The sequence below is a fragment of the Kiloniellales bacterium genome (genome assembly GCA_030064845.1).
GTDB lineage: Bacteria > Pseudomonadota > Alphaproteobacteria > Kiloniellales > JAKSDN01 > JASJEC01.
Genome location: JASJEC010000009.1, coordinates 15,890 through 31,394 on the forward strand (window position 1 = coordinate 15,890; position 15,505 = coordinate 31,394).

The following is a 15,505-nucleotide window of genomic DNA, read 5'->3' on the forward strand; positions in this document are numbered from 1 at the left end:
CGCGCCGCCAGGTCTAGAGCAGATCGGCGCCCAGCCCTTGCCATGGCTGCGCGCGCGCCTATCATCCGCAGCGACGCATCTCGGCAGCGGGAGACGAAACGGTGATCCGCAGGCTCCGGCTCGCCTCTGGGCTTCTGCTCTTCGCCTACCTGCTAACCCACAGCCTGAACCACGCCCTGGGGCTGGTTTCACTCGACGCGCTGGAAGCGGGCCGCCACTGGTTCCTCCTGCTTTGGCGCAACCTTCCGGCGACCGTCCTGCTCTACGGCGCGTTCCTGATCCACGCCGGCCTCGCCCTTTGGGCGCTCTATCAGCGCCGGCGGCTGAGGATGCCGGCCGGCGAGGCAGTCCAGCTGGCGGCCGGCCTGGCGATCCCGCCGCTGCTGATCCTGCACATCCTCGGCAACCGGCTCGTGGCCGAGCTCTTCGGCATCGAGGACAGCTACCAGCGGGTTCTCCTGATCTACTTCTGGTACGACCCCGCGTCGGCCGTGCGGCAGTTCGCCGTGGTCCTGCTCGCCTGGCTGCACGGCTGCATCGGATTGCACTTCTGGCTGCGCCTGAAACCCTGGTACGCCGCCGTCGCGCCGACGGCCCTGGTCCTGGCCGTTACCGTGCCGCTGGTCTCGACGCTGGGCGTGCTAGTGGCTGGGCGTGACGTCGTCCGCCTGGCCCGCGACGAGGCGTGGCTCGCCGCGGCCACCGCGCGCGCCGGGTTGGAGGAAGCGGCCGCGATCGACCTGATCTACCGCCTGGAAGCCTGGGCCCTGGCCGTGATGGCCGCGCTGCTGATACTGACCTTGCTGGCGCGTCTGCTGCGTCAGGCCTGGCAGCGCCGCCGGGGCATCGTGACCGTGAGCTACCCGGCCGGCCAGAAGGTCGCGGTCGCGCCGGGCACCTCGATCCTCGATGCCAGCCGCCAGGCGCGTATCCCCCACGCCGAGGTCTGCGGCGGCCGCGGACGCTGCTCGACCTGCCGCATCCGCATCGCCGGGGGGCTGGCCGACCTGCCGCCGCCCGGCGACGCGGAGGCGCGGGTGCTCGCCCGCATCGGAGCGGCGCACAATGTCCGGCTCGCCTGCCAGACCGTGCCGCTGCGCGACGTCGAGGTCGCCCCGCTGCTGCCGCCGGCCGTCGGGCCCAAGGAGCAGAGACGCCAGGCGGGCTACCTCCAGGGCGACGAGCGAGAGGTGGCGATCCTCTTCGCCGACCTCCGGGGCTTTACCACCCTGTCCGAGGACAAGCTGCCCTACGACGTGGTCTTCCTGCTGAACCGCTATTTCGCCGCCATGGGCATGGCCATCGAGGAGTCTGGGGGGCGGATCGACAAGTTCGTCGGCGACGGCATCATGGCGCTCTTCGGGGTCGAGCGCGGTGTGGCGAGCGGCTGCGGGAACGCGCTCAACGCCGCCGCGCGCATGGGTGAGCGGCTGGTCGAGCTGAACGCCGCGCTCCGCAGCGACCTGCCCCAGCCGCTCAGGATCGGCATCGGCATCCACGCCGGCCCGGTGATCGTCGGCGAGATGGGCTACGGGGCGGCGACCTCGGTCACCGCGATCGGTGACACGGTCAACGCCGCCAGCCGCCTGGAGGCGCTCACCAAGGAGTTCGGCGTCCAGCTGGTGGTGTCGGAGCCGGTCGCCCGCCACGCCACGGTCGACCTCGCGGCCTTTCCCGACCGGCAGATCGAGGTGCGCGGCCGCAGCGGCACGCTGCGCATCCACCTGGTCAAGCAGGCGATGACCTTGCGCCCGGTCCTCGCCGGCGGCGCGGCGGAGGCGGTGTAGCCACATGCGGACCCGGAACCGTGATTCATGTCAAAGGAGTTAAGCTTTCGGCGATTGCAACATGAGCGTCTCCTCCGCTCCAAGAGAGTGACGGGATCGGTGACGCGCGTCAGCCTGCTGGTTTTGATTTTGTTGGTATCTGGATGCCTACTCGTGCCGCCGGTTTGGGACGCCGGCGACGCGATTTATCGACTCGACCCCATCGAAGAGGGCGTCACGACCAAGCAGGAGGTCCTCGCTGAGCTGGGCGAACCGGACATGGTTCTGGATAACGAGGAGGGAGCCATCTTCGTCTATCGGGGTGAAGCGACCAATGTCGTACTTCCCGTGTTCATTCCGGTGGGCGGCTATGGCACCGTCATTTGGCGGGTCACGATAGTTTTCGACCAAGAGGGTCTGGTTCAATCCGTTTCGGCTTCGAAGCGCGCGAAGAAGCGGTACCACGACGTAAGTCCCGACCAGGAAGACCCCATCGAAGCGATACGGCGAGAAAACTTCGGCAAGCAACTGAAGAAGGCCTGCACCGGCGACAAGTCGGCCCAATACGTCGTCGCGCAGTTCTACGACCGGGGCGAAGGCGTGGAACGGAACGAGGTCGAAGCCTACAAGTGGTATACCCTGACTGAGGCAGACTGGCCCGAGCCCATCATTTACTTCAAGGACAGGCTGGAGCGGGAAATGACCTCGTCGGAGATCGCCGAGGCTGAACGCCTTGCCGCCGCATGGCGGCCAAACCAGGCGGGCTGCTCACAGCCCTGATCCCTCAATGCTCTCGTACGGGCCGAGAGACGGAGACGGCATCTCGTTTGGGAAAACCAAACCGTGCTGCCGTTCGCTCGCGAATGTATCAGCGACTCCGACTTCGGGTCATTGTTTTCCGTCATCGGCCGCCGCCGCGCGGGTCCGGAAACGGTCGCAGGCCGGTCGTTACCAGCGCCGGAGTTTGAAGCCCGGGTTTACCCAAACCTCCCGCCGATTTGCCCCAGAGGGGGAAGTTCCTGGGTGGCGGGATGTGGGCACAACTGAAAGGATCGCTGTTCCCGAGAAGGCTGGGGCTCGGCTATGCTCCGAGAACTCGCGTTGCAGTCACGGAGCCCCGGCTTCCTACGCCGTGCTTGATCCAACTCAATGCCGCGACCGGAGGGGCGGGCTATGGACTGTTTGCTGAAGATCGCCTGGCTGCGCCCCAGCCGATGTGCGGAGATCGCTCAATGCGTCCAATGAAGATCGAGACCTTGATGGCGCGCCTCGGCCTGGCCGCGGCGCTTTGCCTTCTTGCTTTCGGGCTGAGCGCAGCACCGGCGAGCGCGGGGGACGAACTCCAGCAGGAGCTGGTGCCCGGCCTGGATATGTGGTCCGAACAACGTCCGACCGCCCCCTACTGGGAACGGCCGGAGACCGAGCCGGACCTGATGCCGCGCTCCAAGAGGCACCGCGAGTTCATGCGGTCCGGCGTGCCGCTCGAGTATCGCAGCAGCAGGAATCCCTATCCGGCCGTGCAGATGGCCATCGACGATGGCGGCCGGCTCTACGAACGGCACTGTGCCGCCTGCCACGGCGTCAAGGGCTCGGGGGACGGCGAGGCCGGCATGGATCTCATGCCGCCGCCCGCGTTCCTGTCCTATCTGATCAAGCGGCCGCGCTCCGTCGACGAATACCTGATCTGGACGATCTCGGAAGGCGGCGCGCAGTTCGGCAGCGACATGCCGGCGTTCAAGGAGACCCTCACCGACCGCGAGATCTGGGAGATCGTCACCTTCATGCGCGCCGACTTCCCCGATGTCGCGGAGGCCCAGTAGAACGGGCCCTCGATCGCGCCTCGTCCTAGAAGCCGCCTGACTCCGCTTCCGCCTCCAGCGGCTCGCCGTCGGGCGTGCCGATCGCATTGAACCGCCACCGGCCGCGCAGACCGAGGGGCGTTCGAGAAATCCGGGATAGCAGGCCTGCGTCAGCCGATCGTCTTTCGCCGCCCGATCCTGAAGTTCGAGCGATCGCATTTCGGGATCGAAGGGACACTGACTCGACGATTCCAGTGTGACTTGAGCTTCTCACAGAACGCGCGTCAGCCCGGCCGGACATTGGGACCGTCACACCAGGTCGTAATAGAGGAACATGGTCACGATGCCGACCACCCCCATGACCAGGAAAGAAAGCAACAGATGCCTGAAGAGGCCCTTGTCGCCCAAGGAGTACACGAGAAACAGCTTCATGAAGGTATTGGACAGGGCGCCGAGGACGACGTTGAAGCTCGCCCAGTCCAGCGAGATCAAGCCGGACCTCTGGGCGTCGCTCAGAGAAAAGGCGATTGCATCGGCGTCCGTCAGGCCGCTGACGATCGCGACCACCGGCAGCCACGCCTCGCCTAGGTAGGTGATGGCAAGACGCGTCGCCATCAATATGACGCCAAAAACCAGCCCGAAGGTGATCGCGGACTTCAAGCAAAAAGGATTGCCGAAGCTCACCTCTTTCGCTCCGGCGCCCCCGGCCGGATCCTTCTTCGAGCGCAGGAAGTAGAGGGCGGCCATGACAAAACCGGCAGCGCCAGTCACCAGGATCGGCACGGCCATGTTGCGCATCAGCGCCTGATTGAACACGCCGATCTGGATCAGGAGGCGCGGGAACATGATCGAAGACGCGAGGAGTATGGCGACCGCGAAAAGCTGGTTCCACGCGGGCAACTCCTTGCTGCGCTTGGCAAAGCTCAGGGTTGTGACGGTGCTCGAGGCGAGGCCGCCGATCAGTCCGGTAAGTCCGATACCGGAGCCGCTGCCGAGAACTTTGACCAGTATGTAGCCGATAAAGCTGATCAAAGAGACCAGCACCACGATCAGCCAAACCTTGAACGGCTTGAGCGCGGCCAGCATGTGCATGACGAACATCGGCGCCAGCGGCGCGTAGAGCTCGTTCCCCTCGGTTAACTGCTCCAGATTGTTGCCGATGAAGCGACCTGCCACCTCGGCGTCGGTGACGCTCGTGACTCTCATCACGCCCAGAAGTTCGCTGTCGCTGTAGAGGTTAAGGCTCTGGTCGACCCCGAAGAACTGGTTTTCGGCGGGAACGAAGGCGAGCCGGCCCGTGTCCTGCGCGACGGACACGACCTCGCCCACGGAGTAGGTCAGGAGATTGTCCAGGGACTTGGTCGGCAGCACGGGAAGGACGATGAAGGTGATGATGAGGAACTTGACGGTCGCTTCGAGTTCGAAGGTCTTGATCTCCGAGCTGAAGCGGCCGAGGGCGATTTTCTGCGAAAGCACGGTGAGCAGCACGATCGTCAGTGCGACCGAAAGGGCGTAATGGCCTTGCATCGTCAAGACACCCAGGAAGAAGGTGACGATCGCGGCGGCTTCCGTCGTGATCCCGGGGTCATCGACGTTGTTTTCCCGGTCGGTCCAGTAACCGACAAGGAGAAGAGTGAGAAACCCGAAGAAACCCACGCCTATGAGCCATGAATTCTCGAACTCAATGGCGACGAATGCGCTGATGGCACCGACCAGGGCGACTATCACGAAGTCACGCAGGCCCGCGTGCGGATTCTCCCGGGCGCCCATGGTCCGCTCGAGACCGATCAGAAAGCCCAGTGCCGCTGCCAGCCCGAACTTGATGAAGAGACCGAGCAATTCGTCTGTAGCCATTTCCCCTCTCCCCTCGCGCCGAGACAATTCGGCGATACCGGTCTCCCCCGCGCGACCCCTCACCGACGATCCGAGTCTCCTTCTCGGCCGGTTCCGTCTTAGGGGGCACTCTCCTCGATGTCCTTTATAACAACCCCCGCCGACGCTTACTTCACCATCTCAAGCCTTCTCCAGGTTCGGCGTCCGGCAAATGGTGTTTAAGCCGGCCGCCGGCCACGCCGCGCGGGATCTCCGGTTGATCCGCATTTTCAGATCGAAGTGCGCGGCCGCGGCAGCACGCCGCACATCCACCTCGTCAAGCGGACGGCCATCTGCGTCTCGCGTTGGCTGGTGAGGATCCGGAAGAGATTCGGGCTCAGAACGCACCGGACGCGGCCTCCTCTTCCAGTGCTTCGGCGTCCGGCGCCTCGATCACCTTGAGGGCGACGTCATAGTCGAAGCCCTGGCGGGCCAGGGCGGCGAGGTCGCGCTCGCGGCGCGCGCCGCGCTCCGTCCGGGGCCGGTAGGGGCCGAGGCGGCGGCGCCGGGCGAAGGCGAGAGCCGCCAGCAGCTCGGCGTCGCCCGGCCCCTCGCTGCGCGCCTGGACCGCCGTTTCGATGAGCTCGGTATCGACCCCGGTCTTGATCAGGCGGGCGCGGATTGCGCGTGCCGAGGCGCCGCGCCGGTGCAGGCTGCGCGCGCGGGCGTCGGCGTAGGCCCGGTCGTCCAGGACTCCGGCCTCGATCAAGCGCGCCAGGATCGCCTCGATGGCCTCGGCGGCGGCGGTCTCGTCGACCGTGCCGAGGCGCGCCGCCCGCGCCACCCGGCGCTGCAGCACCCGGCGCAAGTTTCCGGCCGAGGTCGCGTAGCGTTCCAGATAGTGGTGGGCCGCGCGGGTCAGCGCCTCGGGCGTGACCCGCGGTGCGCGCCTCTGGTTCCTCGGCGGCAGCCGGCCCAATCTCTTGCCTCGCTCCTGCGCCCGGTCTATCTGATCGGCCATGAAACCCCTGTCCCCGAAACTCGAGACGCCGTCCGTCCGCCCGATCGGCGCGGTCAACTGGCTCGGCCTCTGGACACTCTACATGAAGGAAGTTCGGCGCTTCCTCAATGTCTTCACCCAGACTCTCCTGGCGCCGATGATCACCACGCTGCTGTTCCTGGCGATCTTCACCCTGGCGCTCGGCCGGTCGGTCCAGGAGGTCGGCGGCGTGCCCTTCGCCGAGTTCCTCGCGCCGGGCCTGATCATGATGGCCATGGTCCAGAACGCTTTCGCCAACACCTCCTCTACGATCGTGATCTCCAAGGTCCAGGGCAACATCGTCGACGTCCTCATGCCGCCGATCAGCCCCTGGGAGTTCACCGCCGGCGTCGTCGGCGGCGGCCTGACCCGGGGACTCCTGGTCGGCCTGGCGGTGGCGCTCGGCATGTGGATCTTCGTGCCCCTCGATCTCCACGCGCCCGCTTTCATTCTGTTCCACGCCGTCGGCGCCTCGCTCATGCTGGCCCTGCTCGGCATGATCGGCGGCATCTGGGCCGAGAAGTTCGATCACATTGCCGCGGTCACCAACTTCGTGATCACGCCCTTCTCCTTTCTCTCCGGCACTTTCTATTCGATCGAGCGCCTGCCAGAGAGCTGGCACGCGGTCGCTCTGCTGAATCCCTTTTTCTACATGATCGACGGCTTCCGCTACGGCTTCATCGGCCATGCCGACGGCTCGCTCTGGGTCGGCATGGCGGTGGTCGCCGGAGCTAACCTGGCGCTCTGGGGCCTGGCGCACCGCATGGTGGCGACCGGCTACCGGCTGAAGGCCTGAGCCCCGTGACGCCGCCCCGGCCCCGCGGTTTCGGCGCGGTCAACTGGGCCGGTCTCGCCACCCTGGTGCGCCGAGGGATCCAGCGCTTCGTCCGCATGATCTGGGGCAGCCTCGGCGGGCCCGCGGTCTCCAGCCTGCTGTTTCTCGCCGTCTTCGTGCTGGCGGCGGGGCGCGACGGCGAGATCGCCCCGGGGCTTCCCGTCGTCCAGTTCGTCGCGCCGGGAATCGTCATGTTCGCCCTCGGCCAGGCGGCCTTCGAGAACGCCGCCTTCCCGGTCCTCGACGACAAGCTCGAGGGCATGATCGGGGATCTGCTGGCCGCACCCCTGGCGCCCTGGGAGCTCCTCGCCGGCTACGTTCTGCCGGCGGCCTGGAACGCGCTGGTGATCGGCGGGGTCATCCTGCTGGCCGCCCACCTCCTCGTCGGGTTCGAGATTCACAGCCCGGCCCTGGCCCTCATGTTCGCCACCGCCTCGGCGCTGCTGTTCGCCCTGATCGGGACCCTGGCGGGCCTCTGGGCCGACCGCTGGGAACACTACTCGGTGGCCGAGACCTTCGTCGTGCTGCCGCTCGGCTTCCTGTCCGGCACCTTCTTCACCCTGGCCAGCCTGCCCGGCGCGGCGCAGCAGCTGATCGCGCTCAATCCCGTGTTCTACGCGATCGACGGCTTCCGCTTCGCCCTGACCGGCTTCGGAGAGACCTCGACGGCCCAGGGGATCGCCGCCCTGGGGCTGCCGCTCCTGGGCCTGGCCCTGCTGGCCTGGCGGCTCTTCGCGACGGGCTACAAACTGAAGCCCTGAAGCGGGTCCGCCGAGTGCGGGGCTGCTGGTTGACAGGCCCCGATTCCGTGCGAAGATTGCGGGCAATGCGGCGGCCGGACCGGTTGTCCGCATGACTTTTTTTAGGCGACACTCTTCAACCGGCGACACGAGGAGAGGATTGGTGAGCGAGGCCCTCATGCCCACGTACGCGCGTCTCGATCTTGAGGTCGAGCGCGGCGAAGGTCCTTATCTCTACGGGACCGGCGGGCGACGATACCTCGACTTCGCCGCCGGCATCGCGGTCAACGCGCTGGGCCACAGTCATCCCCACCTGGTCGAGGCCCTGACCCGCCAGGCCGGCAAGCTCTGGCACTGCTCGAACCTCTACCGCATCCCCGAGGGCGAGCGCCTCGCCGAGCGGCTCTGCGCGCTCTCCTCGGCCGACCGCGTGTTCTTCTGCAACTCCGGGGCAGAGGCCATGGAGTGCAGCATAAAGCTGGTGCGCAAGTACCACGACGAGACCGGCAACCCGGGCCGCTACAAGATGATCGCCTGCGAGGGCTCGTTCCACGGCCGGACCCTGACCGCCCTCTCGGCGGCCGGCAACGAGAAGCACCTCAAGGGCTTCCTGCCGACCATGGCCGGCTTCACCCAGGTCGCCTTCGGCAACCTGAACGAGCTGCGCTCGGCGATCGACGACGAGACGGCGGCGGTCCTGGTCGAGCCGATCCAGGGAGAAGGCGGCATCCGCCAGGCGGAGATCGACTACCTGCGCGGGCTGCGCGCGGCCTGCGACGAGTTCGGCCTGCTCCTGGTGGTCGACGAGGTGCAGTGCGGCGTGGGCCGGACCGGCAAGTTCTTCGCCCACGAGTGGGCCGGGATCGCGCCCGACGTGATCGCGACCGCCAAGGGCCTCGGCGGCGGCTTCCCGATGGGCGCGTGCCTGGCGACCGAGAAGGCGGCGGTGGGCATGACCCCCGGCACCCACGGCAGCACCTTCGGCGGCAATCCGCTCGCCATGGCGGTCGCCAACGCGGTGCTCGACGTGGTCCTGGAAGAGGGTTTCCTGGCGCAGGTGCAGGCGACCGGCGAGGTCCTCCAGGGCCGCTTGAAGACTCTGGTCGCGGGCCATCCGGAGCTCTTCGCCGGACTGCGCGGGGCCGGCCTCATGCTGGGGCTCGAGTGCGTCGTGCCGAACGGCGAGATGTTCAAGCGGCTCTACGACGAGGGCCTCCTGACCGTGCCGGCCGGCGACAACGTGGTGCGGCTGCTGCCGCCGCTGATCATTGACGAGAGCCACGTCGAGGAGGCCCTCGGCATCCTGGAGCGCGTGTCGGGGAACTGGGCCAAGGCCGCGTAGCATGGCCGAGCTCAAGCACTTCCTCGATCTCGACCGCCTGGACGGCGCGACGCTGCGCGAGATCCTCGCGCTCGGCGCGGCCTGCAAGCGCGACGGCCTTTCGGCCGGCAGGCCCAAACCGCTGGCCGACAAGTCCCTCGCCATGATCTTCGAGAAGCCCTCGACCCGGACCCGCGTCTCCTTCGAGGTCGGCATCCGCCAGCTCGGCGGCGAGGCCGTGGTGCTCGAGCCGAGCGGCACCCAGCTCGGCCGCGGCGAGACCGTGGCCGACACCGCGCGCGTGCTGTCCCGCTACGTCGACGCCATCATGATCCGCACGACCCGGGAGGAGAAGCTCCTGGAGATGGCCGAGCACGCGACCGTCCCGGTGATCAACGGCCTGACCGACCGGACCCATCCCTGCCAGCTCATGGCCGACGTGATGACCTTCGAGGAGCGTCTCGGCGACATCGGGGGCCGGGTCGTCGCCTGGTCCGGCGACGGCAACAACATGGCGGCCTCCTGGATCCACGCCGCGGTCCGCTTCGGCTTCGAGCTGCGCCTCGCCTGCCCCGATTCCCTCGCGCCGCCGCGCGACGTGCTGGACTGGGCCGCTGCCGAGGGCGGGACGGTCCGGGTCAGCGCCGACGTGGAAGCGGCGGTCAGCGGCGCCGACGCGGTGGTCACCGATACCTGGGTGTCCATGGGCGACGAGGCGGAGGGGCGCAAGGAGGCGCGCCACAACCTGCTGCGGCCCTATCAGGTCGACGACAAGCTCATGGCGCTGGCCAAGCCCGACGCCGTGTTCCTGCACTGCCTGCCGGCGACGCGCGGCAAGGAGGTGACCGGCTCGGTGATCGACGGGCCCCACTCGGTGGTTTGGGACGAGGCCGAGAACCGCCTCCACGCGCAGAAGGGCATCATGCTCTGGTGCATGACCTGATGGGCCAGGAGTCCGACATCAGCCTCGATGAACGGCCCGACCTGCTCCAGCCCTTCGTGCTGGAAGTGCCGGGTCTGCGCGGCCGGCTGATCCGCCTGGGCCCGCTGGCGGACACGATCCTGTCGCGCCACGACTATCCGGACGCGGTCGCCGGCTATCTGGCCGAGATGCTGGCGCTGGCCAGCCTGCTTTCCAGCATGCTGAAGTTCGACGGCGTCTTCACCCTGCAGACCAAGAGCAAGGGCCCGGTCAGCCTGATGGTGGTCGACCAGACCTCGGAAGGCGTGCTGCGCGGCTACGCCGAATTCGACCGCGAGGCGGTGGAGGGCCTGAGCCCGGCCGGCGGCGCCCGGCCGAGCGTCGGCGACCTCATGGGGCAGGGCTCTCTCGCCTATACGGTCGATCGGGGCTCGGACGCCGACCGCTATCAGGGGATCGTGGAGCTGAAGGGCGAGAGCCTGTCCGACTGTTTCCAGCACTACTTTCGCCAGTCGGAGCAGCTCAAGACCGCGGTCAAGCTGTCCTCGAGCCGGATCGAAGGCTCCTGGCGCGCCGCCGGACTGCTGCTGCAACAGATGCCCGAGACCGACGAGGCGGGCGCGACCCCGGCGAGCGGCGAGGAGGACGACTGGCGCCGCGCGGTGGTGCTGATGGCCAGCTGCACCGACGCCGAGCTGCTCGACCCCGGGCTCTCGGCGGGCGACCTGCTCTACCGCCTGTTCCACAACGAGCGCGTCCGGGTGTTCGAGCCACGGCCCCTGCTCGAGGGCTGCCGCTGCTCCCAGGAGCGGATCGAACGCGTCCTGGGATCTATTCCCAGGGACGAGATCGCCGAGATGAAGGTCGATGGCCGGGTGACGGTGACCTGCCAGTTCTGCAACAGGGAATATAGCTTCCACGACTCGGATCTGGATCGTATCTATCGGGCCTGAGGCCCGCGCCGCCCATAGCCGCCATCGTCAAGACCGCCAGGAGAGAGGGTCCCATGCGCCTGACGACCAAGCCTTTCGCGGTTCTCTGGCTTGTCATTGCCGGACTCGGTCTGTCCGCCTGCGAGCTGGAGCTGCCGGAGGACGACTATCCACCGCTGCGCTTCACCGAAATGAAGCCGATCAAGCTCGACGTCGCGTCGGTCGAGGTGCAGACGACCTTTCTGCCCAAGTCCGAGGAGCCGCGCGTCGAGCTGCTGTTTCCCCACCGCCCCGACCAGGCCGCCGCAAACTGGGGGCGGGACCGCCTGGTCGCAGCGGGCGATTCCGGGCGTGCGCGCTTCGTCGTCATCGATGCCGCCGTGACCGAGGAGGACCTGGAGACCTCCGGCGGCGTCTCCGGCGCCTTCACGACCGAGCAGGCCGAGCGCTATACGGCGACTCTGGGCATCGATATCGAGATTCTGACCAATCTCGGCGACGTGGTTGCGACGGTATCGGTCAAGACCACCCGCAGCATCACCGTCGGCGAGGACGCCTCGATCCGGGACCGGGAGAAGGTGTGGTACGAGCTGACCAAGAAGCTGATGGACGACGCCAACCGGCAGCTCGAGGCGGCCATGAAGAAGGGCATCGCCAGCTTCCTGGTCGGCTAGCGGGCCGCAGCGAAGGTGCTCTGTCGGAACCATCACCCTTCGACGAGCTCAGGGTGAGGGGGAGCTGTTTCAAGCACTTACCCTCATCCTGAGCTTGTCGAAGGATGACCGTGATCAAAGGATCCGGGCTTTTTCTTCACCCTGCTAACGCAGATCCGGGTTTGACGGATTCGTCAGAGTCGATCCGCCAAATGGGGGAAACTGCTCCAAGAACCCGATATCGAGCGGACCTTGTGTCGAGCCGAGCCTGCTAGCTAGCTAGCGGGCGCGAGGCAGTCCCGCAGGTCCTCGGCGAGCCCTGTCATGATCTTGAAATAGGCCTCCGGCCCCGGCGCGATGTCGGCGCCGAGTGGGTCGAGCGAGCCGGCGCGGGCCGCGGTGCCCTCGATGACCGTATCGACCAGGGCGGGCTGGAACTGCGGCTCGCTGAACACGCAGACCGCGCCGAGATCGACGATCTTCTTGCGGATCTCGCCGAGCCGCTTGGCGCCCGGCTTGCGCTCGGGGCTCACGGTGATCGAGCCGACCGCGTTCATGCCGAAGTGCTGCTCGAAGTAAGGGTAGGCGTCGTGGAACACGACGTAGGGGACCGACGAGACCGGCGCGAGCGTCTTGGCGATCTTGCCGCTCTCCCGCTCTATGCGCGTGAGCAGCGCCTTCGCATTCGACTCGTAGCGGGCGGCGTGCTCGGGATCGGCCGCGCTCAGCGCGGCCGCGGCGGCGCGAACGATGGCCTGGGCGTTCTCGGGCCCGAGCCAGATGTGGAGGTTGTGCTCACCGTGTGCGTGCTCATCGTGACCGTGTGCATCGTGGTCGTGGTCATCGTGCTCCGCCTTCGCGTGCTCCCCGTGGCCGTGGTCGTCATGGTCATCGTGCTCCGCTTTCGCGTGCTCGTCGTGCCCGTGCGCGTCATGGTCGTGGTCGTCGTCACCATGCTCCGCCTTCGCGTGCTCGTCGTGCCCGTGCTCGTCGTGCCCGTGCTCGTCGTGGGCCGCTTCGTCATGGTCTCCGTGTTCCCCGTGCGCCTCCCAAGTGCCGGCTTCACGGCTGTCCAGCAGCTTGACGCCGGGCGCCGTGCTCAAGGTCACGATTGTCGCGGGCTTGGCGAGCGCCTCCAAGGGCTTCTCGAGAAAGGTCTCGAGGTCCTCGCCGATCCAGAAGACCAGGTCCGCCTGGCTGAGCGCCCGGGCCTCGGAAGGCCGGAGGCTGTAGCTGTGGGGCGAGGCGCCGCCTTGGATCAGCAGGCTCGGCGTGCCGACCCCGTCCATGACGCCGGCAACCAGGCTGTGGACCGGCTTGATCGTCGCGACCACGCGCGGCTCGGCCGCGACGGTGCTCCAGCTCAGGCAGCAGGCGGCGAAAGCCAGACCGGTCGTATAGCCAAGATGTCTCTTCATCATCTTCACGTCCCCGCGCTTAAGCTGAACATAGCTTTCAAAACCAGGGTGTAATAAAATAACATAACAGTTGTATGTCAACTTCATGATCTCCGGGCCATGACCCTTCAGAAGAAGCCAGGGGCCGCTGCCTTCGGCGGTGCGCGCCACGATCACACAGCATGTGTCGCCGAGGCGCTGTCTGCCGCCGAAACGATCTGCCGGGAACGGGGGGCGCGCCTGACCAAGCTGCGCCGCCGGGTGCTCGAGCTGATCTGGTCGAGCCACGCGCCGATCGGTGCCTACGAGGTGCTGCGCCGCTTGAGCCAGGAGCACCAGAGCGCGGCGCCGCCCACGGTCTACCGCGCCCTCGACTTCCTCCTCGAGCAGGGGCTGATCCACCGCATCGAGTCGCTGAACGCCTTCGTCGGCTGCGTCGCACCGAACGAGGCCCACGCGGGCCAGTTCCTGATCTGCCGCCACTGCGGCGCGGCGGCCGAGATGCGCGACCGGCGGGTCAACAACGCGATCGGGCGCACCGCTTCCGACCTGGGGTTCTCGCTGGAAGCGGCGACCGTCGAGCTGCGCGGCCTCTGCCCCGAGTGCCGAGAGTCGGACAGTGCCTGACGATTCGCCGACCGTGCCGGAGGGCGGGGCGGTTCGGCCGGGCGGTGTCCTGGCCCGGCTCGACTCGGTCGCGGTCAGCTTTGACGGCCGTTCGGTGCTCCACGACGTCAGCCTGGAGATCGAGTCCGGCGAGATCGTCACGCTGATCGGACCCAACGGCTCCGGAAAGACGACCCTGGTCCGCGTGCTGCTCGGCCTGGTCGAACCGGAGGCCGGTTCGGTCACGCGGGAGGCCGGCCTGACCATCGGCTACGTGCCCCAGCATCTCTACATCGAGCCGACGCTGCCGCTCACCGTCGGCCGTTTCCTCGCGCTCTGCGCCCCCACGGCCGCCCGCCGCGGCGCGACACTGCAAGGCGCGCTGGCCGAGGTCGGCGCGGACGGACTGCTCGATTCGCCGGTCCAGACGCTCTCGGGCGGCGAGCTGAAGCGCGTGCTGCTGGCGCAAGCGCTGCTGCGCGAGCCGGACCTTCTGGTGCTCGACGAGCCCAGCGCCGGCGTCGACGTCAGCGGGCAGGAAGAGCTCTACGACCTGCTGCGCCAGATCCGCGCCCGGCGCGGCTGCGGCGTGCTGCTGGTGTCCCACGACCTGCACCTGGTCATGGCGGCTACCGACCGGGTGGTCTGCCTGAATCACCACATCTGCTGCACCGGCCGCCCGGAGGCAATCAGCCAGCATCCGGAGTACCTGGCGCTGTTCGGCCGCCGCCTGACCGAGAGCCTGGCGGTCTACTCCCATCACCACGATCATCATCACGGCCTGTCCGGCGACCTGGATGAGGAAACCGCTCCCGAGGCGGAGGAGAGGAAGGCCGGACGTGGATGACTTTCTCGTCCGGGCGCTCGTCGCCGGCCTGGGCCTCGCCATCGTGTCCGGCGCCATGGGTTGCTTCCTGGTCTGGCGTCGCATGGCCTATTTCGGCGCGACCCTGGCCCACGCCGCGCTCCTGGGTATCGCGCTCGGCTTCCTGCTCGACATCAACCTCAATCTGGGCATCCTGGTCGTCTGTCTGGCGACCGCGGGCCTGCTCGTGGCGCTGCAGGTTCAACGCGGTCTCTCGACCGATACGCTGCTCGGAATCCTCGCTCACGGCACGCTCGCCTTCGGCCTTGTGCTGATCTCCTTCATGGAGACTCTGCGGGTCGACCTCATGGCCTACCTGTTCGGCGATATCCTCGCCGTCACGCGCGCCGATCTGGTCTGGATCTGGGGCGGCGGCGGCCTGGTGCTCGGCGCCCTGGTCCTGCTCTGGCGCCCGCTGCTGCTGGTCACGCTGCACGAGGACCTGGCGCGGGTGATCGGCGTCCCCGAGCCGCAGCTGCGGCTCGTGTTCATGCTCCTCATCTCGATCGTCGTCGCGGTCGCGATGAAGATCGTCGGCCTTCTGCTGATCATCTCCATGCTGATCATACCGGCGGCGACGGCGCGGCGCTTCGCGATCGGGCCCGAGGGCATGGCGATTCTGGCCAGCCTGATCGGCTGCCTCGCGGTCCTGGGCGGCTTGGGCGCCTCGCTGAAGTTGGACACGCCGGCCGGCGCTTCCATCGTCGCCGTGGCGAGCGCTCTCTTCCTGCTGTCCCTCCTGTTGCCGGCGCGTGGCCGGGTGCGGCGGCCGAAAGCGCCCTCCCGCTCACCTTAGGGATTCCCTCGGCCTCGCGAAT

At 67.5% G+C, this 15,505-nt stretch carries 15 protein-coding genes; 12 read left to right on the forward strand and 3 right to left on the reverse strand.

Annotated features, from left to right (window positions below):
* Positions 1–101: 101 nt before the first annotated feature.
* From QNJ67_05155 to QNJ67_05165, 3 genes are all read left to right on the forward strand, one after another.
* The gene (locus tag QNJ67_05155) at positions 102–1,787 is read left to right on the forward strand and encodes an adenylate/guanylate cyclase domain-containing protein (protein MDJ0608344.1); all 1,686 of its coding nucleotides are present in this window, start codon (positions 102–104) and stop codon (positions 1,785–1,787) included.
* Between the two features lie 99 nt (positions 1,788–1,886).
* Positions 1,887–2,546 (forward strand): SEL1-like repeat protein, encoded by a 660-nt coding sequence (locus QNJ67_05160; protein MDJ0608345.1) that lies wholly within the window; start codon positions 1,887–1,889, stop codon positions 2,544–2,546.
* Between the two features lie 452 nt (positions 2,547–2,998).
* Positions 2,999–3,586, forward strand: coding sequence for a cytochrome c (locus QNJ67_05165; GenBank protein ID MDJ0608346.1), 588 nt, complete (start codon positions 2,999–3,001; stop codon positions 3,584–3,586).
* A 288-nt stretch (positions 3,587–3,874) separates the two neighbouring features.
* Here QNJ67_05165 and QNJ67_05170 read toward each other — a convergent pair whose 3' ends face one another.
* Complete coding sequence (locus tag QNJ67_05170) at positions 3,875–5,404, reverse strand: MgtC/SapB family protein (GenBank protein MDJ0608347.1); 1,530 nt, start codon at positions 5,402–5,404, stop codon at positions 3,875–3,877.
* Between the two features lie 370 nt (positions 5,405–5,774).
* Positions 5,775–6,398 carry a RecX family transcriptional regulator gene (locus QNJ67_05175; protein MDJ0608348.1) on the reverse strand — a complete coding sequence of 208 codons (624 nt, stop codon included), beginning with the start codon at positions 6,396–6,398 and terminating at the stop codon, positions 5,775–5,777.
* On the opposite strand from QNJ67_05175, the gene QNJ67_05180 reads away from it, so the two are divergent.
* The 6 genes from QNJ67_05180 to QNJ67_05205 all read left to right on the forward strand — a co-directional run bounded on the left by QNJ67_05180 (position 6,397) and on the right by QNJ67_05205 (position 11,840).
* Positions 6,397–7,212, forward strand: coding sequence for an ABC transporter permease (locus QNJ67_05180; protein MDJ0608349.1), 816 nt, complete (start codon positions 6,397–6,399; stop codon positions 7,210–7,212). The genes QNJ67_05175 and QNJ67_05180 overlap by 2 nt on opposite strands.
* A 5-nt stretch (positions 7,213–7,217) precedes the next feature.
* Positions 7,218–8,012: an ABC transporter permease gene (locus tag QNJ67_05185; GenBank protein ID MDJ0608350.1), complete on the forward strand. Its 795-nt coding sequence runs from the start codon at positions 7,218–7,220 to the stop codon at positions 8,010–8,012.
* A gap of 142 nt (positions 8,013–8,154) precedes the next feature.
* Positions 8,155–9,333 carry an aspartate aminotransferase family protein gene (locus tag QNJ67_05190; protein ID MDJ0608351.1) on the forward strand — a complete coding sequence of 393 codons (1,179 nt, stop codon included), beginning with the start codon at positions 8,155–8,157 and terminating at the stop codon, positions 9,331–9,333.
* A 1-nt stretch (position 9,334) separates the two neighbouring features.
* The gene (gene argF, locus QNJ67_05195; protein MDJ0608352.1) at positions 9,335–10,255 is read left to right on the forward strand and encodes an ornithine carbamoyltransferase; all 921 of its coding nucleotides are present in this window, start codon (positions 9,335–9,337) and stop codon (positions 10,253–10,255) included.
* On the forward strand, positions 10,243–11,187 hold the full coding sequence (locus tag QNJ67_05200) for an Hsp33 family molecular chaperone HslO (GenBank protein MDJ0608353.1): 945 nt from the start codon (positions 10,243–10,245) through the stop codon (positions 11,185–11,187). The genes argF and QNJ67_05200 overlap by 13 nt, the downstream gene beginning before the upstream one ends.
* Positions 11,188–11,240: 53 nt before the next feature.
* On the forward strand, positions 11,241–11,840 hold the full coding sequence (locus QNJ67_05205) for a hypothetical protein (GenBank protein ID MDJ0608354.1): 600 nt from the start codon (positions 11,241–11,243) through the stop codon (positions 11,838–11,840).
* Between the two features lie 254 nt (positions 11,841–12,094).
* Here the strand turns inward: QNJ67_05205 and znuA are convergent, their stop codons facing one another.
* On the reverse strand, positions 12,095–13,240 hold the full coding sequence (gene znuA, locus QNJ67_05210) for a zinc ABC transporter substrate-binding protein ZnuA (GenBank protein MDJ0608355.1): 1,146 nt from the start codon (positions 13,238–13,240) through the stop codon (positions 12,095–12,097).
* 96 nt (positions 13,241–13,336) lie between these two features.
* On the opposite strand from znuA, the gene QNJ67_05215 reads away from it, so the two are divergent.
* Genes QNJ67_05215 through QNJ67_05225 form a run of 3 tightly spaced genes read left to right on the forward strand, consistent with a single transcriptional unit; the run spans position 13,337 to position 15,483 of the window.
* The gene (locus QNJ67_05215; GenBank protein MDJ0608356.1) at positions 13,337–13,843 is read left to right on the forward strand and encodes a Fur family transcriptional regulator; all 507 of its coding nucleotides are present in this window, start codon (positions 13,337–13,339) and stop codon (positions 13,841–13,843) included.
* Positions 13,836–14,669 carry a zinc ABC transporter ATP-binding protein ZnuC gene (znuC, locus tag QNJ67_05220; GenBank protein ID MDJ0608357.1) on the forward strand — a complete coding sequence of 278 codons (834 nt, stop codon included), beginning with the start codon at positions 13,836–13,838 and terminating at the stop codon, positions 14,667–14,669. The genes QNJ67_05215 and znuC overlap by 8 nt, the downstream gene beginning before the upstream one ends.
* Entirely contained in the window at positions 14,662–15,483 is an 822-nt protein-coding gene (locus tag QNJ67_05225) for a metal ABC transporter permease (GenBank protein ID MDJ0608358.1), read from the forward strand. The genes znuC and QNJ67_05225 overlap by 8 nt, the downstream gene beginning before the upstream one ends.
* Positions 15,484–15,505 lie beyond the last annotated feature (22 nt).